Origin of the sequence: Neobacillus vireti, assembly GCF_001026695.1 — a bacterium.
In the GTDB taxonomy this organism is placed as follows: domain Bacteria; phylum Bacillota; class Bacilli; order Bacillales; family Cytobacillaceae; genus Neobacillus; species Neobacillus vireti.
In genome coordinates, this window is the sequence record NZ_LDNB01000017.1 from 222,007 (window position 1) to 242,961 (window position 20,955).

16 protein-coding genes are annotated in these 20,955 nt (G+C 40.7%); 13 read left to right on the top strand and 3 right to left on the bottom strand.

Annotated features, from left to right (window positions below; all coding sequences use genetic code 11):
• Positions 1 to 117: 117 nt before the first annotated feature.
• The gene (locus AA980_RS21250) at positions 118 to 753 is read left to right on the top strand and encodes a hypothetical protein (protein ID WP_024028059.1); all 636 of its coding nucleotides are present in this window, start codon (positions 118 to 120) and stop codon (positions 751 to 753) included.
• A gap of 2 nt (positions 754 to 755) precedes the next feature.
• Positions 756 to 1,241 carry a nitroreductase family protein gene (locus AA980_RS21255; RefSeq protein ID WP_024028058.1) on the top strand — a complete coding sequence of 162 codons (486 nt, stop codon included), beginning with the start codon at positions 756 to 758 and terminating at the stop codon, positions 1,239 to 1,241.
• A gap of 105 nt (positions 1,242 to 1,346) precedes the next feature.
• Here AA980_RS21255 and AA980_RS21260 read toward each other — a convergent pair whose 3' ends face one another.
• Positions 1,347 to 3,659 (bottom strand): thiamine pyrophosphate-dependent enzyme, encoded by a 2,313-nt coding sequence (locus AA980_RS21260; RefSeq protein WP_024028057.1) that lies wholly within the window; start codon positions 3,657 to 3,659, stop codon positions 1,347 to 1,349.
• Positions 3,660 to 3,677: 18 nt separating this feature from the next.
• A complete protein-coding gene (locus tag AA980_RS21265) occupies positions 3,678 to 4,688 on the bottom strand; it encodes a 2-oxoacid:acceptor oxidoreductase family protein (RefSeq protein ID WP_024028056.1) in 1,011 nt (336 codons plus the stop codon).
• 384 nt (positions 4,689 to 5,072) lie between these two features.
• Between AA980_RS21265 and AA980_RS21270 the strand changes: the two genes are divergently transcribed.
• From AA980_RS21270 to AA980_RS21295, 7 genes are all read left to right on the top strand, one after another.
• Positions 5,073 to 5,573: a hypothetical protein gene (locus AA980_RS21270; RefSeq protein WP_024028055.1), complete on the top strand. Its 501-nt coding sequence runs from the start codon at positions 5,073 to 5,075 to the stop codon at positions 5,571 to 5,573.
• A gap of 186 nt (positions 5,574 to 5,759) precedes the next feature.
• A complete protein-coding gene (locus tag AA980_RS21275; RefSeq protein WP_024028054.1) occupies positions 5,760 to 6,140 on the top strand; it encodes a hypothetical protein in 381 nt (126 codons plus the stop codon).
• A complete protein-coding gene (locus AA980_RS21280; RefSeq protein WP_024028053.1) occupies positions 6,130 to 6,624 on the top strand; it encodes a hypothetical protein in 495 nt (164 codons plus the stop codon). The genes AA980_RS21275 and AA980_RS21280 overlap by 11 nt, the downstream gene beginning before the upstream one ends.
• Positions 6,625 to 6,794: 170 nt before the next feature.
• On the top strand, positions 6,795 to 7,022 hold the full coding sequence (locus tag AA980_RS21285) for a hypothetical protein (protein WP_024028052.1): 228 nt from the start codon (positions 6,795 to 6,797) through the stop codon (positions 7,020 to 7,022).
• A 129-nt stretch (positions 7,023 to 7,151) separates the two neighbouring features.
• Entirely contained in the window at positions 7,152 to 9,749 is a 2,598-nt protein-coding gene (gene adhE / locus AA980_RS21290) for a bifunctional acetaldehyde-CoA/alcohol dehydrogenase (protein ID WP_024028051.1), read from the top strand.
• Between the two features lie 19 nt (positions 9,750 to 9,768).
• Positions 9,769 to 9,915, top strand: a complete 147-nt coding sequence (locus AA980_RS27355; RefSeq protein WP_156351177.1) for a hypothetical protein — start codon at positions 9,769 to 9,771, stop codon at positions 9,913 to 9,915.
• Positions 9,916 to 9,976: 61 nt separating this feature from the next.
• On the top strand, positions 9,977 to 10,804 hold the full coding sequence (locus AA980_RS21295; protein ID WP_024028050.1) for a formate/nitrite transporter family protein: 828 nt from the start codon (positions 9,977 to 9,979) through the stop codon (positions 10,802 to 10,804).
• 61 nt (positions 10,805 to 10,865) lie between these two features.
• Here AA980_RS21295 and pabB read toward each other — a convergent pair whose 3' ends face one another.
• A complete protein-coding gene (gene pabB, locus AA980_RS21300) occupies positions 10,866 to 12,623 on the bottom strand; it encodes an aminodeoxychorismate synthase component I (RefSeq protein WP_024028049.1) in 1,758 nt (585 codons plus the stop codon).
• A gap of 228 nt (positions 12,624 to 12,851) precedes the next feature.
• Here pabB and AA980_RS21305 point away from each other — a divergent pair, with 228 nt between their 5' ends.
• Genes AA980_RS21305 through AA980_RS21320 form a run of 4 tightly spaced genes read left to right on the top strand, consistent with a single transcriptional unit; the run spans position 12,852 to position 20,902 of the window.
• On the top strand, positions 12,852 to 14,339 hold the full coding sequence (locus AA980_RS21305; protein WP_024028048.1) for a TIGR02677 family protein: 1,488 nt from the start codon (positions 12,852 to 12,854) through the stop codon (positions 14,337 to 14,339).
• A gap of 5 nt (positions 14,340 to 14,344) precedes the next feature.
• Positions 14,345 to 15,505, top strand: a complete 1,161-nt coding sequence (locus AA980_RS21310; protein ID WP_034723868.1) for a TIGR02678 family protein — start codon at positions 14,345 to 14,347, stop codon at positions 15,503 to 15,505.
• Positions 15,505 to 19,614: a TIGR02680 family protein gene (locus tag AA980_RS21315; protein WP_024028046.1), complete on the top strand. Its 4,110-nt coding sequence runs from the start codon at positions 15,505 to 15,507 to the stop codon at positions 19,612 to 19,614. Before AA980_RS21310 ends, AA980_RS21315 begins: the two co-directional genes overlap by 1 nt.
• Entirely contained in the window at positions 19,607 to 20,902 is a 1,296-nt protein-coding gene (locus AA980_RS21320; RefSeq protein WP_024028045.1) for a TIGR02679 family protein, read from the top strand. The genes AA980_RS21315 and AA980_RS21320 overlap by 8 nt, the downstream gene beginning before the upstream one ends.
• The last annotated feature ends 53 nt before the right edge of the window (positions 20,903 to 20,955 follow it).

Below are 20,955 nucleotides of genomic sequence, written 5' to 3' on the forward strand. Positions count from 1 at the left end.
AATACATCCATTTTACCAATCATGCAGGTGCTGATGTGACAACAGAGTTAGGGTCCTTGTCCGCTAAATTTGATATGACAGAGTTAAAAAACAATTCCTTATAGGAAGGACTAATCATTGATACTAACAACTATCTTATTTGCAGTCATTTTTTTAAGTGGAATTTATTATTTAATCCGAAATCTTTTGAATTTGAAAAAAGCAGCTGAGCTCTCAAAGGATGCACTTTATCCAATGAATGAGGTTGATTTTGCAGGCATCATTATCCCAAATGAATGGAAACAGATGGAGCCCCTGACAAAAAACACGAAGTCCTATCGATACGTACTATGGGGAACGGTGGCTGCTCTTGTTGTATTAACTGTTCTTTTGGTGATTGTCCTTACTACCAATTGGATAGACTCTTCATATTTTAGTTTGGCCTATTTGTTTTTCGCCATCATTAGCTCGATTCGGCATCGCGGGAATCTATTTATTTTGCCAAAAGGGATCGTTCTAAATGGAAAATATTTTACCTATAGTCAAATTAAAAATTATGAGAGTGAGCAAATCATCCGATGGCATAACCTATATGGTCTAGATTCGAAGGTAAACAATGCCTATAAATTGACAATCCACGTGAAAAGGAATCTATTTCACTCGAATTTCCTTGTAATAGGAAATTCTGCACAACTTGAACAAATTACAACTTTACTTCATCAGAAAGGGGTTCGGTGCAAAACAAACCCTTCTGAACAAATGAGAGGAAGCTAGATATGAATATGATTGATTTGATTAAATCACGCCGGAATATAAAAAATTTTAAGACGGATCAGGTCGATGAAACCATGATTAAAATATGGTTAGATGCCGCTGCGATGGCACCCAATCACCGTATGACTGAGCCGTGGGAGATTTATTTTATCGGTCCAGAAACAAGAGGAACATTAAATCATAAAACAAATTTTGGCAACGCACCTACGTTAATGGCGGTATTATCAAAGCACGGGGCTTCTAAGGTTGAAACCGAAGAAAATGCCGCTGCAACAGCCTGCTTTATCCAAAATTTTAATTTAGCAGCATGGTCCGAGGGAGTAGGGACATTTTGGTCGTCAATTGGGATAACAGAACAAAAACGTGCACTTCTAAACGTGCCTGATAACTATGATTTGCTTGGTGTTCTTGCAGTTGGATATCCTGAGATGATCCCAGACCCTAAACCACGAACTCCGATTGAAAATAAAATCAAATATTTACCCTAAACATTGATTCTATTCAACAATCAAATTGAAAGAATACGGTCGCCAATTGGGCTAATTGGCGACCGTAACAGTTCATCTCTCAATCTCTAATTGGCATAGTTACCCTTATAGATAAGGACTTTCGTGCTTCGCTTTGAGCCGGTTCCAACGGCGTTCGACCTCATCATCAAACATTTGCAGCATGGCTTGGCTGTCTTCTTTTAGCATATGCTTTGTTTTCCCCATCAACTTCAGCCACTCCGTTACGGCTAACCGTTTATTCTTAGCCTCAGGATCATAGGTAATCGTCGTAATTCCGCGTTCCACCTCATAGAGCGGGAAGAAGTTGGAGTTGACGGCAGCCTCAACAATTGTTTGGCCTAATTCATCCTTCGATTTCCAGTTCAATGGGCAGGTAATCAAAATCTTACCATAAACAAGTCCTTCATTTTTAGCATACCAACCGGCTTTTGCCGCTTTCTTTAATAGGTCGCGGTCAAATGCCTCTGTTCCTGTAAATACATAAGGAATATGAGTTGCAGCCATGATTTGGGCTGTATCCTTATGATGGAACGGCTTCCCGTTCTGGAAGGAGCCAACATTTGAGGTGCTCGTCATATGTCCCATCGGTGTCGAATAGGAGAGCTGACTGCCCGTGTTCATGTAGCCTTCGTTATCATATTCTAGGATAATCATTTTATGGTTGCGCAGTGCAGTTCCGATGGCAGGACCCATTCCAATATCCATGCCGCCGTCACCTGTAACCATGACAAAGGTAAAATCATCGCTCAAGCCCAGTTCAGCCAATTCACCGCGCCGTTTTCGTTCATGGAACATTTCCACCAGACCCGATAACGTCGCCGAGCCATTTTGGAAGAGATTGTGGATGTAAGTCGCTTTATGGGCGCTATATGGAAAACCGGTCGTAACGACCATCGCACAGCCCGTATGGAATAATGCGACAATGTCTCCTTCAATTCCTTTAAAAAACAATTCGAGCCCTGAGAAAATGCCGCAGCCTGGACATGCTCCGTGTCCGGAAGCTAACCGTTTTGGTTTTTTCGTTAAGCTCCTAAGCGGCGGGATTTTCACCTTTAGTTCACCGGTATTTTCGTCAGGGGTGACGGTGATTAAACCGGTATTCAAATCTTCTTTTTTCATTGGATTTAAGACGCGCTTAGGTGCGAATTCTGGTCTGCCGGGATTATGGCCAAAGTAGTCAAATCCCCTTTCAACAAAGCTAGTTTCCGCCGCATCAATCGCTAACCGGAAAAAGTGTTCTGCATCATCGGCATAAAAATCTTTACCACCTAAACCGTAGATGCGGTTAATCACCTTTGTCCTGACATTTCCAACGGTTTGCAGCGCCGCTCTTAATTCAAGTGCCATGTTTCCGCCATGTGCACCGTACGAGTCGGCCCTGTCCCCAACTGTAATCGCTTTCACGTTTTTCAATGCTTCTGCTAATTTTGCTTGCGGGAAGGGGCGAATCATATTAGGAGAGATGACCCCGGCTTTTATCCCTTGTACGCGAAGTCTGTCGGCTACGTCTTTACAAACCTCAGCGGCTGAGTTTAGCATAAATACCGCAACTTCTGCATCATCCATACGATATAAATCAAGGACTGGATATTCCCGGCCTGTTAATTCCGTATATTCCTTCGAAATTCTCTCGAAGACTTGCTCTGCATTATACATGGCCTCCGATTGTTGATAACAGTTATTAATATAATCAGGTTCATTCATATAAGGACCAATTGTGACCGGATTCTCGCGATCTAACGCATGCGGGAAGTTCCTTGGAGGATCGCCGATAAACGTATGAACATCTTGTTTATTTTTCAATACCTGGACCCGTCGCTTTTGATGGGATGTGAAGTAACCATCGAACGATACAATCACCGGAAGTCGAACTTCAGGATCTTCTGCTAGTTTAATAGCAATCAAGTTCATATCATAGACGATTTGCGGGTCACGGGCCATTAAGATTGGCCATCCAGTATTTAACGCGAAATATAAATCGGAATGATCTCCGTGAATATTTAACGGCCCCGAGACAGAGCGGTTGACCAAATTCAATACCATCGGGAATCTAGTCCCAGATTGAACAGGCAGCTGCTCTAACATATAAAGAAACCCATTGGCGCTGGTTGCGTTAAACACACGTCCGCCGCCAGTTGATGCCCCGTAACAAATGCCGGCGGATCCGTGTTCACCATCAGCAGGAATTAACACGATATCATGTTCTCCTTTGGCCTTCATCCCATCGAGGAACTGGGCGACTTCAGTAGAAGGGGAAATCGGAAAATAGCCCATAACATGATAATTAATTTGGTGTGCTGCATAGGCAGCCATTTCATTACCTGATTCAAAAACAACAGTTTGTTCAACGGACCCTGTTTTTATCGATCCCTTTTCTTGTTCTAAATTAATCGACATGAAAATCCCGCCCTTTCCTTAAATTGAGGTTGCCAAATCATATAAATGCGGCACACGATTCTTGTCGGCATAACCGTCATTAAATTCTCTTTCGCCTGATAATGCTTCAACAGGACATGCTGTGACGCATTTCAAGCAGCCTTTGCAATATTGGTAGTCAATCCCTTGGAGGAACATTTGCGGCCGGCCGCGTTTGTCTGCCTTTTCTTCCCAAACAAAGCAAAAGTCAGGGCAAGCCGTATCACAGGCTGCACAATTAATGCATTTTTCTTCGTGAAAATGCGGCAGCATCCCGGCACGGGAAATGCTTAAATCTTTTAATATGCTGTTCCCTGGATTTGTAATGGTCCCGCCAATCGCTTGGGTTTGATAGCCTAGGAGCGGTTCAGCTCTCATAAATGGTTGTGGCTCGTAGCCATCATCAACAAAATAGGTTTTGAATTCGACTTCATTGTATCCGCGCTCAAACGTCCGAATATTCGGTTCAACAAGGTGTGGATACTTTTTCTCAAATGTACGGCGAATCGTTTGTTTCATAGATTCTGGGTCTAAGAAGCCAATAATTCGATAAAGCGCTCCCAACATTGCCGTGTTGGCTTTTGTTTGTTCTTCCAAAGCAATACCGGTTGCATCAACAATGGCGATTGTTCCACCAGTAATTTTCATTAATGTCTTAAGTTCGTCAGGGGATTTTTGTGAATTGACTAAGATGTTACTGTCAGGGTAAACCCCGCTTGTACAATCGATAGTTTTAAAAAGGGCATCATGGAAAATCCCTACAACATGTGGGCGTTCAATGGGTGTTGTGTCTCTGATGTTTGTTTCAGGTTCGCAAAAACGAATATGTGCTTTTACAGGGGAGCCTTTTTTCTCTGATCCATAAGATGAAAAACCGACTCCGTTAAGTCCGTTTCCAACAACACCATCTTCGGAAAGCATTTTTCCAGCTAAGTTAGCTCCCAATCCGCCGATTGATTCAAGGCGAATTTCAAAAAAACCTAATTCATTGGTTTTCGGCAGTTTTGACAAACGTATTCCTCCTATCTGTTTAAATCAATCTAACAATTGGAATTTTATAAATTTTCTATAAATTATCCATTTTTATTGTAACAGGATACAAAATCAATGACAACAGATTATTAAGGGGAAAATTAACAATTCCCTTGAATCCCTGTATTTTAACACTTTTAAATAATTATTAATGTTTTAGTTTATTTAAAATCACAATCTGATGTAATACAGTTTTTTAATGTTTTATAACAGTGGAAGAAATCTTAGAACAAACAGGTGTAATATTCGGTCATTTTCTATTAAACCCTATAAAACTGTAGCAAAAAACGTATAAAGAGATATAATTAACCCAATATGTGTTTGTTTATAAATGAATCACAAAGCTGTATGGGGGAACGGTTTATGGTTGGAATAAAAAGTATAAAAATTGATGGTGAAAGTATTCATGTCTTTAAAAGTGCCATCTATATTTTTGAATCAAGCTCGGGATTCACCTTGGAATTGGATATTATCGTTAGTGAAATTGTGGTGAAAAAATATAAAAAGTTTGAAAACCTGATAATGGAGATTGAGTTAGAGGATGGTAGATTGATAAATTCAATTATGCATCTAAAAATCCTGTCAGGCGGATTGCCGCAGCTTAATTTATTCTGCGAACTTAATGACATTCAAGAGTATGATGATTTCGATAAAGTGAACGAACATGATACATGGTTTCCGAATATAGAAGAAGGCATAACAATAGAAGAAATTAGAAAAGTGGAAATGCCAATTGAAGAAGTTAGTTTAAAATTAAAATTGCCAATTGACCAGGTTGAATGGTTAAAATCTCAAAAAAAGGGAGCATTAAACGAAATGTTCCAAACATTCATTTCTGATTATTGGAAAAAGCTGAAAAGCTAATCCAAAGCACTCTTTGGAGTGCTTTTTTAAATTTTCATATGCCAATGGGAAAAATGATTTCCTCAATCCACAAAATTTGTAAAGTTCCTCCGACTTATTACGCATTTTTAAAATTAAAAGCGAAAAAAATTCGTTTTGGATGTATAATAAGGACTTGTTATTTATATGAAGGAGGAAATTATTTTGATGGTATGGACTTTAGGCGGATTGTTTGTGATATCCGTTTTATTGCTGATCATTTCAATATTAAAATCTACTCAAGTGGCAAAAATGGAACATAATCAAATTGACGTGATTCATATATCCACTATGAAAGAAATCAATGCCCTTCAAGAATCAATTCGCAATATTGAGCTTGATATAGAAGTGGTAATGAAGGAAGCAGGGATCCAACTTTCTCCTGAGGAAAAGGTTTTCATGCGTGAAGTACTAGACTTATATAAACGCAATTACTCGATTGAAAGCATCGCTAAACAAAAACAAGTAGAAGAAAGTGAGATTGAACAGAGATTGGCTCCTTTTCAGAAAATAAAGGATGAAGGGAGAAAAGTTGCCAATGAGAATTAACTTATTAAGCAGCTTTGCAGCAGGAATCCTTATTGCAACAACTATTTCTGGAATTGTTTACTTTTCTAGTACAGGTGATGCGCCGAAAACAGCTGCTAAAATATCCAATAACCAAAAAACGGTTAAGGTTCAAACATCTGAAAAAGAAATGAAACAAAAGCTTGAAACAAAAGGCTATGTCGTTCAGTCGAAAGCTGAATATGACAAGAATATGAAAGCGGCAAAAGCATCTGTTCAAAAACAAGCCCCGGCTGATGACAAAAAGCCTGCTAAAGAGGTAACACGGGTGGTCGTCAACGTATCCGATGGTATGACCAGTATCGATGTCGGCAAAAGCCTAGAAAAAGCCAAATTGATTCCGAATGGATTTAATTTCTCTATGGATGTTGAGAAAAAAGGGCTAGATAAAAACTTGCGCCCCGGAACCTATGTAGTCGATAGTGAAATGTCCACAGACCAAATGATCACAACTATTTTTAAGTAAACGTAAGTATATTAAGGTGCCTTTCCCCCAGTGATGTAACGCTTTAAAGCAGCGGGGGTCAGGCACCTTTTCCCATTCTTTAAAGATTTCAATTTTTGTTCATTATTTCACAAACTCTTATTCCATTTTGGTGGTATGATGGATTCATAAGATAACAAGGAGTGATATCGATGATGATTTGTGAATGGAAGACTTTCTCAACAGATTCCGAAACATATACCTTGGAAGCTTTTGAAGCAGCAGTTGGCGATGAATTTGAGGCAATGATGTTTAAAGAAAATGAAAACATTCCCGCTTATATTTGGACAGTTAATTTTGTGATTATTGTAAAAAGATCTTCAAAAATACTGACAGACATTTCATTTGAAAAGATTCCCCGAAATCCAGTTTGCGAATAGCAAGAATGACGATATCAGTAAATTGTAGGATATTATTTTTTTAATTCAACTTGTGAAATTATTCACAAACTCTAAAGAATATTTAATTTAGAATGTTTTACTAATTTTTGACCAAATGGAGTGATTGCAATGGCAGAGAAAGCAATGGCTGAAAAGCAAAGTGTACCTACGATGATTGACTGCATGGTGGTGAATGCTCTTCAAGCTTTGGAAGAGTTCCGCACCTTTGACCAAAAAATGATTGACGAGATAGTTAAGCAAATGGCTCTCGCTGGTCTTGATCAGCATATGCCCCTGGCAAAACTGGCTGTTGAGGAAACGAAAAGAGGCGTCTATGAAGATAAAATCATTAAAAACATGTTTGCCACTGAATATGTCTATCATAATATTAAATATGATAAAACGGTCGGCATCATTAACGAAAATGAGCATGAAGGGATCATCGAAATCGCTGAACCAGTTGGCGTGATAGCTGGGGTAACACCTGTTACTAACCCGACTTCGACAACGATGTTTAAAGCACTGATTTCAATAAAAACGAGAAATCCTATCGTTTTCGCATTTCATCCTTCTGCACAAAAATGCAGCAGTGAAGCAGCGCGAGTCTTGAGGGACGCCGCAATCAAAGCTGGAGCGCCTGCGAACTGTATTCAGTGGATTGAAACGCCATCTCTTGAGGCAACGCAAGCTTTAATGAACCATTCGAATGTATCGATGATTCTTGCAACAGGCGGTGCTGGGATGGTTAAATCGGCATACAGCTCTGGAAAACCGGCCCTCGGAGTAGGCCCTGGTAACGTTCCTTGTTATATTGAAAAAACGGCCCATCTCTACCAAGCTGTCAATGACTTAATTTTATCAAAAACATTTGATAATGGCATGATATGTGCGTCCGAGCAAGCCGTTATCATTGATAAAGAAATTTACGACGCGGTTAGAAAAGAGATGATTGCAAATAGTTGTTATTTCTTAAATGATGAAGAAAAGGAGAAAGTCGAAAAATTAGTCATTAATGAACATTCATGTGCGGTAAATCCCGATATTGTCGGAATGGCTGCCGCAAAAATTGCGGCTATGGCAGGAGTAATGGTCCCTGATGAGACAAAAATTCTTGTCGCTGAATTAAACGGCGTCGGACCAGGATACCCGTTATCAAGAGAAAAATTGAGTCCGGTGTTAGCATGCTATACGGTTAGCAGTTTAGAAGAGGGATTAACGAGAGCGGAAGAAATGTTGGAATTTGGCGGTCTAGGGCATTCAGCCGTGATTCACTCCACGGATCAACCCGCTATCAAGCAGTTTGGTTTACGGATGAAAGCAGGGCGGATTATTGTGAATGCACCTTCCTCACAAGGAGCGATCGGCGATATATATAATGCCTTTATGCCTTCCTTGACACTTGGCTGCGGCACGTATGGAGGAAACTCTGTTTCTACAAACGTTGGCGCCATTCATTTGATTAATATTAAAAAAGTGGCCAAAAGGAATGTCAATATGCAATGGTTTAAAGTGCCATCCAAAATATATTTTGAGAAAAATTCCACTCAGTATTTAGCTAAAATGCCGAAGATCTCTAAAGCATTCATTGTAACCGACCCAGGAATGGTTAGATTAGGCTATGTTGATCGGGTGCTTTATTATTTAAGAAAGCGTCCGGATTACGTCCATTGCGAAATTTTTTCAGAGGTGGAACCAGATCCATCCATCGATACGGTTATGAAAGGCGCAGAAATGATGGCAAGATTCCAGCCGGATGTCATCATTGCCCTGGGCGGTGGTTCTGCAATGGATGCGGCAAAAGGAATGTGGCTGTTCTATGAACATCCAGATGCCGAATTCTTTGGACTGAAACAAAAATTCCTAGATATTAGAAAACGAATTGTGAAATATCCGCGTTTAGGAGAGAGAGCACAGTTCGTGGCGATTCCGACGACCTCTGGCACAGGATCGGAAGTAACATCATTCTCTGTTATCACCGATAAGGAAGCAAATATGAAATATCCGCTCGCTGATTATGAATTGACACCAGATGTAGCGATAATTGATCCACAGTTTGTGATGACGGTGCCAAAACATATAACTGCTGATACAGGAATGGACGTTTTAACCCATGCCATCGAAGCTTATGTGTCCTGTATGGCCAATGATTATACAGATGGCCTCGCCATGAAAGCAATCCAGCTTATATTTGAGTATTTGCCAAGAGCCTATAAAAATGGAAGTGACGAATTAGCCCGCGAAAAAGTGCATAATGCATCAACAATTGCCGGTATGGCCTTTGCCAACGCATTCCTTGGCATCAACCATAGTCTTGCACATAAACTTGGGGCAGAATTCCATATTGCGCACGGACGGGCCAATACAATTTTGCTGCCACATGTGATTCGCTATAATGCAGCAAAACCAAGGAAGTATACAGCATTTCCTAAATATGACCATTTCATTGCTGACAAGCGCTATGCGGAAATTGCGAGAATACTTGGTCTTCCGGCTAGGACAACGGGAGAAGGAGTCGAAAGTCTTGTTCAAGCTATTATTAAGTTAGCAGGAGAGCTTGAAATTCCGATGAGCCTTGAGGCAAATCATGTCGAAAAATCTCTTTTCGAAAGCAAGATCGACTATCTCGCTGAAAAGGCATTTGAAGACCAATGTACAACCGCCAATCCTAAGCTTCCATTGGTTGCGGAATTAGCTGATATTTATCGGCAAGCATATAAAGGGGTTTAACCTTCAAGGTCGAAATAAATTGAAAAAAGTAACAGGCAGTGCAGTCGTTTGGCAAAATGCACTGCTTTTTTTTGCATTTTCAGCAGTTACGTTGGCAAACAAATACGGAAAGCGCTTTCAAATAGTTAAAGAAAAATTCACAAGTTTAAGGGGAAAATTATTATAGAATAAGAGTATGTTAGGTATTTCACAAAATGAGAGAAACTATTTTTTAAGGAGTTCACAATATGGGATACAGTAAACCAGAAAAGATTATCGAAATCACCATAGGAAATGGGGTTAAAAAAACAAATTATCCGGCAGTACAGACCATGATTTTAGGTTTCGAAGCGGGGGCATTTATAGCTTTAGGTTACTTACTATTCATCCGAGTAACAGGAACTTTATCTGGAAATTTACAAGGGTTAAGCAATCTGATAGGGGCCTCCGTATTTCCAATCGGGCTAATTCTTACCTTACTAGCTGGTGGAGAGCTTCTGACCGGGAATATGATGGCTGTTCCGCTGGCAAGGATGGCTAAACGAGTTACTTCTGGACAGGTTTTCAAAAATTGGTTTTTAGTAACCGTCAGTAACTTTCTTGGTGCAGTGTTTGTCGCCTATTTTTTCGGACACCTGGTTGGACTTACTGAAACGGTACCTTACTTGGAAAAAACAATTAGTATCGCCGAACATAAACTTGACGCCTCTTTTCTCCAGGCGTTTATTTCGGGAATTGGCTGTAATTGGCTCGTTGCTTCCGCTGTGTGGCTTTCATATGGAGCAGACGATATGACAGGGAAAATTACAGGTATCTGGTTTCCAACTATGGCATTTGTCGCGATCGGTTTTCAACACGTTATTGCCAATATGTTTGTCATTCCTGCAGCCATATTTTCAGGACATTTTACTTGGTTGGAGTACATTCATAATTTTATCCCTGTTTTTTTAGGAAATGCAGTTGGTGGAACCATATTTATTGCCATGGCTTATTGGTACGCGTATAAGAAAGATGAATCTAATTACTCTAAGTCCAAGGTTATTCAGCCTGTGGTGAAAAGTAATAGGGTGAGATAGATTCCCCAGAAAAAGGTGCCTGACCCCTAGTGATGTATCGCTGGGGGTCAGGCACCTTTTATTAATGATCCAATCGAACTTCGAGCCATTTCCGTACACTATTGATAAACCAGATCTTTGTGCTTTTTTGTAGGTCTCCAATGGTTAAAATCTTCTCGTGAATTTCCCCAGTTTTAAGTAACTTTTCACGAAATGTTCCAGCTAATAAGCCGCTTATCACGGGAGGTGTCCACAATAATCCATCGATTTCTAAAACAAGATTCCCATTGGTAAACTCAGTCAACTCACCGTCTTCATTCCAAAGAAGCACATCGAAAACATCATCAGAATTCTTAATTTGAAAGGAAGAGTAAACGTTCCGATTGGTCGTTTTATGATACAGAAAGAGGATGTTTTTATTTAGCGGTTCGTCGGCAAGCATCACCTTCAGTACACCCTCAGGTGATGTAATCGGGTTTCCTTCAATGATAATTTCCCCGTCATTTGCCAAAAGGAGCCGAACTTTTAACTTTCCAGCTTTATTTTTTCTCGTAAACTCTTGTAAAGTCTTGTTGATATCCACCAAATCGCATGGAAAACCAAAGTATTGGGCGGAATTTTTCAAGCGATTGAGATGTTCTTCTAATAAGAAATAGGTACCGTTGTCTAGTAATAAGCTTTCCAGCAATTGAAACGTCGGTCTGTTTTCTTCGAGTAATCTTGCTTTTGCAAGTATTTCGTCATATTCACCTTCAGTAGTCGAATCCCAGGTAATCCCACCGCCAACACCATAGGTGGCTTCCCCAGAATGGTGGTCAATCAATACTGTTCTGATTGGTACATTAAAAATAGCTTCCTTATTCGGTGTAATAAAACCAACCGCCCCACAATAGACATTACGCGCTGACGTTTCTAAATCAGCAATAATGTTCATCGTGCTGATTTTTGGAGCACCCGTAATCGAGCCGCAAGGGAATAGGGCTTTAAAAATATCTACGAGTTTCGTATTGGCTGAAACGCTAGCTGTAATGGTCGAAGTCATTTGATGAACGGTAGGATAATGTTCAATTTCAAAAAGCTTTGGAACGGAAACCGTACCAGGTTCAGCGATCATACCTAAGTCATTGCGCAGCAGATCAACAATCATGAGATTTTCAGCACGGTTTTTTTCAGAATGATAGAGCCAGTTGGCGTTTTCTTCATCCTCTGCAAGGGTTTTTCCTCTTTTCGTTGTCCCTTTCATCGGTCGAGTAGTAATATTGTCACCCTCTAAATGAAAAAACAGTTCAGGGGATGCGGACAAAATACTATGCTCACCTGTGTTGATGTAGGCACAATAATCGGAAGCTTGAGCTCTCTTTAATTTCTCGAAATAAGCGATATCGTCCCCTTGGAAGTGAGCGTTCAGTCGAATCGTATAGTTTGTCTGGTAGGTATCGCCAGATTCAATCGCTTGTTTTATCGAAAGAATCGATTTATCGTATTCATCTGTACTAACAGAAGGGTTCCATTCGGTATGTGTATACGTACCATTACTGCTGAGCGGTTGATGGAGCGGTTCCGAAAAGATTCCAAACCATAGCAGCGGCATTGAACTCTTGTCTTTGACTAGATAAGCAGAATCGAAGGCGGGTGCACTTTCGTATGATAAAAAACCAGCAGCGTAATAACCGTTATCTACCGCATCCTGGACAAGTTGAAAGCATGGCAGGACATCCTCGATTGTATCCGCCATTATCACCTGGATTGGATATTGAAATGTAAGCGGTTTTACGTTGCCGTGCGAATCGGCAAATTCAAACGATAACAGCGGGTGTTGTTTAATATTATTTGTCTTCATCTTTGGGTTCCTTTACTTTTTGTAAAAAATTTAATTCTTTGCCTGAAGTATTTCGAAAAACTGAAAGCCTTTAAAAAGAATTTCACCAATCAGTTTAATTACAGACCAAGATTACAATAAATTTAAAACCATTCGATGTCAATGTTTAAATGGAAAAACGTAAGTATAGGAATCCTTAGTTCAATATTATACAATGGGAATAATAGACAAAAAATAGGATGATGATCCATGGATTCAACAATGAAAAAAATAATAGAGGCCAGTTATTTAACAGCCGACTCCGCGGCACACTATCGAACGATTCTTCGCTATTTTTATCACCAGCACGAAAGAATGAGAGATTTTATTGCACCGGAAGAGTTATTGGAACATATGCGTTCGATACCTGCCTTCGCGGACTTTCAAGAGGACCAGCTCCACCAGCAATTAGCGCAGCTTGTAAAATGGAATAATTTAATTGCCAGGCAGGATATGACAAACGCAAAAACAATTGAAGAATATAAAAAGAAACGGTTCCGTTATCAATGTACACCCTACACGGTTGAGATTGAGAGAATGATTGTGCAACTAGAAAAATTAGGAGATACGTTCCAAGGGTCGTTAGAACGCTCCCAATTTGATCGCCTTTTCCAAGCAATAACCAGCCTTCAAAATGAACTAGAGAATGACCTAAACAAATCGGCAGAAGAATATATGCGGATTTGGGAGGACGTATTTCGCTATTTTCAAACGATTCGTACCAGCACTGCTGATTATATTGCTTATATTAATAGTGAACAAACCGATCAACGAATGCAAACAGAGGCATTTCTAGTCTATAAAAATCAGTTTACAACATATTTGCGAGATTTTATTGTATCCTTGCAAAAAACATCGCTGCAAATCCAGCATTCATTATCAGAATTAACCTTGGAACGGTTACAGCATTTTTTTCAAAAATTAATCGAGCATCGCGGGGCAATTCCCCGTCTTGAGGATGTTTCGTCATCTACAAACGATTGGCTTACTGAATATGAGGAATATTGGTTTTCATTACGGCAGTGGTTTTTAGGGTCGGCTGTTCAGCAAAGTGAACTAGATATCCTTCAGTGGCAGACCAATGAAATGATTCGCCGGATGACAAGATACGTTCAGCGCATCGGTGAAAGGCAGCAGCATTTTCGCAGCCGAAAAAAGGACTATCTGCAATTATCAAAATGGTTTGTTGAATGCAGGGATAGTGAGGAAGCTCATAAACTTTCAGCAGTTGTATTCGGCTCGATGACGATTCAACATCTCCAGCTTGAGGAAGCGACCACTGAAAACCTTCATGTCGATACATGGGATGAGGCACCGACTGAATTAACGATAAAACCGAGAACGGTCCGCTACCGTGAAAAAACAAAACCGGGATCGTTTAACTCGAATGAACAGAAGAAAAAAGAGCAGCGAGAACTCTATTTAAAGGAAAGAGAACAAGAGAAAAAGTTAATCGAAAAATATATGACCCAAGGTAAAATTACGCTTTCAGCACTCTCGACAGTTGAACCATTCATCCGCAAGGTTTTGTTAAGCTGGATTGGGAAATCAATGGCGGCCAAAAATCGCATGGTCAAGACTGATTACGGGCTTCACGTAAAGGTAATGCTTGATTATGAGAAAACTATTACCTTACAAGCTGAGGATGGCAATTTACTAATGCCTGATGCGACATTCTTGTTTGAGGAGACTAGGTGATGATAATGGAACAAACGCAATTATTCGATGAAAAGGCAATCCAAGGAATGGACATCTTGTTTCATCATTACTGGATCTTACGTGCCGAACAACCTGAATGGTATCAGCTGATTCGTGAGCGGGAGAAGGTATTGCGCCGCTATCTTGATGAAAAGTTCGGCCTGCGGCTAATTGTTCATCAACATTTTATTAAACTGGAAAAAATTCCTGTTGAACCGGAAGGCTGGATGGGCATCCAAGATTTCCAAGAGCCAATGGACTATGCGATTTTTTGCTGCGCACTTGCCTTTTTAGAGGGGAAAGCAGTGGATGAACAGTTTTTGCTTTCCGAACTATGTCAAGAGATTCAAGCCGATTATCCTGGAGATTTTCCGCTTGATTGGACGCTCTATACCCACCGGAAATCATTGATAAGAGCTGTAAAAGTTTTGATGGAATTTCAGCTCATACGAACCATTGATGGGGATATCGGCCGCTTCGATCAAAATGAAGAGCAGGAAGTTTTATATGAAGCTAGCACCTATAGTCGATATTTCATGAGAACATATCCAGATGATTTTTCGAGCTATCAGCACTGGAGCGAGTTACTAAAAGAAGATTGGAAATTGAACCAAGAGGATGAACGTAGGAAGCGGGTGTACCGCAAGCTGTTCTTTTCACCTGGTTTGCATCGGCTAGATCAACAGGATCCTGATTTTCTCTATATCCGGAACTATCGTAACCGCTTAGCAGAAGATATTGAAAAGCACAGTGAGTATAAACTCCATGTCTATAAAAATACGGCATTTTTATCGATTGCGGAGCCAAGGCAATATCAACAGGTTTTTCCTAATTCCAAGGCATCCACTGACATTATCCTTCAGTTGTCAAAGTACATTCATGGGGAGCCTGAGCGCTTCAAAGCAAACGAAAATGGTGAAATACTGATGACGGAAGGTGAGTTTGAACAAGTTGTGGATGATTTACGGCAGCAATTTGGAACAGGCTGGGCAAAGTATTTTCGCGATATGAGTACAAAAGGAATTCGAACGGAACTGCTTCGTGCCATGAAGGATTGGATGATGGCGGAAGTGGATTCAGAAACTTCTCTTATTCGGATTAAGTCATTAACAGGGGTCATGACGGGGGAATATCCGAGTGATTTTCAAACAGGAGGAACAGAATGATGACAGAGGCAAAATGGGTGATGAACCGTGCGGGGTTATTGAATTTTTGGTATTACGATGATGAAATTTTTCCTTTCTCGGATGGAAAGCTACTGCTTAGGGGAACGAACGGCTCCGGGAAATCTGTAACCATGCAAAGCTTCCTGCCTGTTTTGTTAGACGGGAAAAAATCACCTGACCGACTCGATCCATTTGGATCTAAAGCCCGCAGAATGGAAGATTATTTACTCGGGGAAAAAGAGGTGGTCGATCGTGATGAGCGTACAGGGTATCTTTTTATCGAATATAAAAAGGCCGGCGTAGAGCGATACATTACAACTGGGATCGGGATGCAAGCCAAGCGGCATAAAGGAATTAAGTCTTGGTATTTTGTGATTACCGATAATCGCAGAATTGGATATGATTTTGAACTTGCACATTCGCAACTAGGAGACCGAGTTCCTTTTTCCGCAAAGGAACTGGAAAATCGGATCGGAGAGGGCGGCTATGTTGTTCATACCCAGCGCGAATATATGGAGCTGGTGAATAAATATATTTTTGGTTTCCAATCAAATGAAGCTTATGAAGACTTGATCAAGCTTTTAATCCAATTACGAAGTCCTAAACTTTCGAAGGATTTTAAACCGACAGTGATTTATGAAATATTAGAGTCGGCCTTGCCTCCTTTGACCGATGATGAGTTAAGGCATCTATCTGATACCATTGAAAGTATGGATCAAACCCAGCAGCAGCTCGAACAGTTGGAACGGGAATTTGCCTCTAGCAGCAGGCTGGTTAACCAGTATCATTCCTATAATCAATATATTTTGGCCGAACGGGCAGGGAAGTGGCAGGATGCCTTAAAAAGGTACACTGTTGCTGAGGAACATGTAAAAGGTTTAACAGCCCAAGACGAAGAATTGACTCAAGAAATTAAACAAGAAGAGGAACAGAAGCAGCAATTTGCCCAGCAGCAAGAAATTGCCTTAGAAGAAAAAAAGCGGTTGGAGCGCCATGAGGTTTGGAATCTGGAAGAGGATAAGCGTAAGAAAATAGAAAATACAAAATCTTTAAGTAGTGAAATAAATTCCTTACAAAAGAAATGGGACCACAAAAACAGTCAGTACAATCGTCTATGGCAGGAGCGGGAGCAGAGTCAAAACCAGATAAGGCAGCATGAAAGCGGCATGGAAGATTTATTAGGGGAGCTGCAATTTGATGCGGAAGAGGCTGCTTTTTCAGAGCATGAGGTTAACGTCCATGATTTCGAACGTCATCAGGAGGAGGAGTTTGATTTTTCCATCTGGATTGGTGAGATTGGCAGTCATGAACAATTACTTGCGAATTTAAATCAATTAGCTGATGAGGAAAATCGTCTGTCAGAAGAGCATAACCGGCTCCAACGGCAATCCTCTGAGAAAAAGAAAGAGGTAGATGCAATCCGCAAGAATCTCGATCATTTAGCCGATTGGTTTACGGAAGAGAAGCAAAGGTTGGAGCATCAGGTATTTACTTGGATTGAGCAGCATCCAAAGCTTATTTTTTCAAATGAAAGACGCCAAGAAATCGCCCGATCAATCGAAGGTTTATATGAAGAAAATCGGTACGAGCAAGTGAGGGAAAAACTCCTTGCTGTGGTTAATGATTATATTACCGATATCAGTACGAAGAAAAAGCTCATGGAGACAAAAATAGAAGATAAAAAGCACGAATTGGAAGCAGCACGAGCAGAATTGCATCACTGGAAGACATTAAAAATGCCAAACCCGGATCGTGCTAAGGATACAGAGGCATTTCGCTTGCAGCTGCTAGAAGACGGGCAGGCATTTATTCCGTTTTATGCGGCCGTTGAGTTCCAAGATGATGTGACCGAAGAACAGAAAGAGCGGATTGAATCTGCGTTAAAACAAACGGGCATATTGGACAGCTTGATCACTGAAAATGCCCTTGCCCCAACCCATGATCGGGTAATTCGTCCTGAGCCGCAATTACTCGGATATACGTTAGCAGATTATTTGCGTCCGGATTTAGAGGCAGACAGTCTTATTTCAAACAAACTTGTTGATGAAATATTACGGAGCATCTCCCTTGAACAGGAAGGGGCAGGTTTTCATGTGGATGTCGATGGATCATATTCACTTGGTTGTTTAGTGGGGCATGCACCAAATGAAGGGCCGTCTAAATATATCGGCCGCTCATCCCGCAAACGATACCAGCAAGAGAAAATCAAAGAATGTCAGGAAACCATTGAGCAACTCCAATTAGAGTTAGAGGAGCTAAAGGTGCAACTCAGTCAATACGAAGAGAATCTCCTCCAAGCAGCACAATGGAAGCAGACCATGCCAACAGATCAGGAACTTAATGACTTGAATGTTCAGATTGAAAAGACCGGCCATCAATTGGAGGAGCAAAAAAAGGTTCTTTTTCAGCTGGATGAACAGTGGAAGCAAGTACACGGTCACCTCCAAGTGATTAAAATACAGCTCCATCAAGAAGGCCGCCAGCTAAATCTTTCTTTAACTAAAGAAGTCTTAGGGCAAGCATTAATCTCAGCTAAAAACTATCGTGATCAACTCTATAGCTTTAAAGATCTTTTTCAAAAATGTTTATTTGCCCGGAAAAGAATAGAGGATTTAACTCATCGCTTATTTGAAATGGAAACGGAACTGGACGATCTTAAAGGGGATCAAAATGTCAAGGAATCACAGTTGCGGAAAGAAAAGGCTGAAATTGAGTCAATTGAGCAACAGCTGAAGCTAAAAGGGATCGAGGAAGTAAGACTTCGGATTCAACAAGTGCAGCAGGAGCTAAGGGAAGCAACAGAAGGCATCAATCATCTACTTGAAACCATTCCTCAGAAGAAAGCAAAACAAGAAACCTGTCAAAATGAATTAGCAGCAGCTAAAACAAGTGCGGAATTCTGGTCAAATATGGCGGACGAATGGGAACAGATGGTGAGAGCGGATATCGCCCGTGGTTTTGTAGAAGTTGTTGAAATGGATCCTGTTAAAATCGTTAAACAGCTGGAATCCATTTTAGGAAAATATGACCGTTCGAAGCTAAATGAACAGCTAACAAAGACGTTCATCAATGAACAGATATTTTTAACGGAGTACAGGATGTTTGAATACCCGGAAGAGACCGAGCGTCCAGAGTGGTTTTCGAAGGAATGGGGCGAATACTATGAACCATTTATGAATGAATGGAATCAGCTTCAAAGCCGCCGTTTAATTCTAATGGAATATAAAGGCCAGCGTGTCAGTCCGTATTTTGTGTTCACATCACTGGAAAAAGAGTTAGAAGACCAAAAAGGTTGGCTTGATGAACAAGACCGCCAACTCTATGAGGATATTATCGTCAATACAGTTGGAGTAATCTTACGAAATCGAATCAAACGTGCCGAAAAATGGGTGAGTGAGATGGACAAAATCATGGAAAGCCGTGATAATTCATCTGGATTAACGTTCTCGATTGCATGGAAACCATTAACGGCCGAATCGGAACAAGAATTGGATACAAAAGACTTGGTTAAGCTTTTGCAGCGGAATAGTAAGTTTTTGAACGAGGATGATTTAAATCGGATTACAAAACACTTCCAATCGAGAATAGGAAAAGCGAAGGAATTAATTCAGTTACGGAATGAAGGATCGACGCTTCATCAAGTGTTAAAAGAAGTGTTGGATTATCGGAAGTGGTTCACTTTTGTTCTTTCATTTAAACGTGTAAATGAACCGAAACGAGAATTGACGAACAATGCCTTCTTTAAATTTAGCGGCGGCGAGAAGGCAATGGCGATGTATATTCCGTTGTTTACGGCGGCCTATTCAAGATATAAAGAAGCAGGAGAGATGGCGCCGTATATCATTTCACTCGATGAGGCCTTTGCCGGGGTCGATGAGAATAATATCCGTGACATGTTTGAAGTGGTGGAACAGCTTGGCTTTAACTATATAATGAACTCACAAGCCTTATGGGGAGATTATGACACCATTTCAAGTCTATCAATTTGCGAGTTAGTACGGCCAAAGAATGCCGACTTTGTTACTGTGATTCGCTATCAATGGGACGGGAAACAGCGCACCTTTGTGGTGGACGATGAGCACGTTGAGGAGCTAGTGACACATGATTGACAAAGTACAGGTGTTTAGGGACGAACCAGGTTTTGTTAAATTGTTTACCCTATTTAAAGAAAAATACCGTTCAATCGGGAGAATCGGCGGCATGGTGAGTTTGGATGGCTTTTCCTATGATGAGGTGGAATCAATTGCCGGCTTTTTGGGACAGTCTGTTGAAGCGCTCCTTGAAAAAGGGAAGGTTTCATTACTTTCTTTTGAAAAAGAATTACCGTTGACCGGTTTTGCAGAGTATTCCCTTATTGAATTGCTTGAAGAAGTGCTCGGGGAGTCGATACTTACTAAACATGAGGAAAGTGGCATTGAAGAAGAGAAAGAAAAGAGGTTTTTACAAGAGTTATCTTTTATATGTCCTGAGGGAAGTTGGTGGTGGGACTGGATTGAGTCGAAACCGCCGGATTCCCGGTGGATTTGGTCGCTTTATAAGCAGGATGCGGTTGGTTTAATGGAAAAATTCATCACCGTTTTTAAAGCATATCAAGATCTTCCCTGTAAGGAGAATAAGTATGAAAGACTGCCGCTGTTTGCCCAACGAACAACGGGAAATCCACATATTTTCGATAATAATCAACTAACTGGGAAATTGCTCGTCAATTGCCTGCAGGTAGATCAACAGCTTAAGGGGCGACGCGTACCGGGAATGCCGAAAACAACAGAGGATCTAAATGATTTGCTAGGTTTGTATGGTTTGATGAGGGATGATTTGTGGAGTTTTGTTTCCTGCCGCGGATTACTTGCGGAAGGTGAAATGGGGATTCATCCTGTTTGGAAAGCCGCAGCTGAAACTGACACAGTTCTAAACGTTCCGCTTAAGGAATTACTGAAAATAAAAAGAATCTGGCCCGCTGCAGGAAAAAAGGTTTGGATTGTTGAAAATTCAAGTGTTTGTTCGACGATTGTTGATGAGGTTGCTGATGCTCCTGTAATCTGCACCCACGGGCAATTTCGGGCTGCGAGCTGGATATTGTTGGAGTTATTAGTGGAAGCGGGCTGTCACCTTTACTATTCGGGTGACCTAGATCCGGAAGGGGTATCGATGGCACAGCGGCTTTTCGATCGTTATCAGGGTCATGTAACTTGTTGGAGGATGGATGTTGAATCCTATGATAAAACCATTTCAGATGAGGATATTTCTGGCAGGCTTTCTAAATTGGAGTCAATAACTGCACCTGAACTTCTTGAAGTAGTGAATGTCCTTAAAATGCGGCAAAAAGCGGGCTATCAAGAAGGTTTAGTTGAGCAACTTGTTCAGGATATTAAAAACGAGTTTAATGTGTTACTTTAGGTTGAATCAAATATAGTAGGAATCCAGTTGGATCCCCACCACAAAAAGCGCTA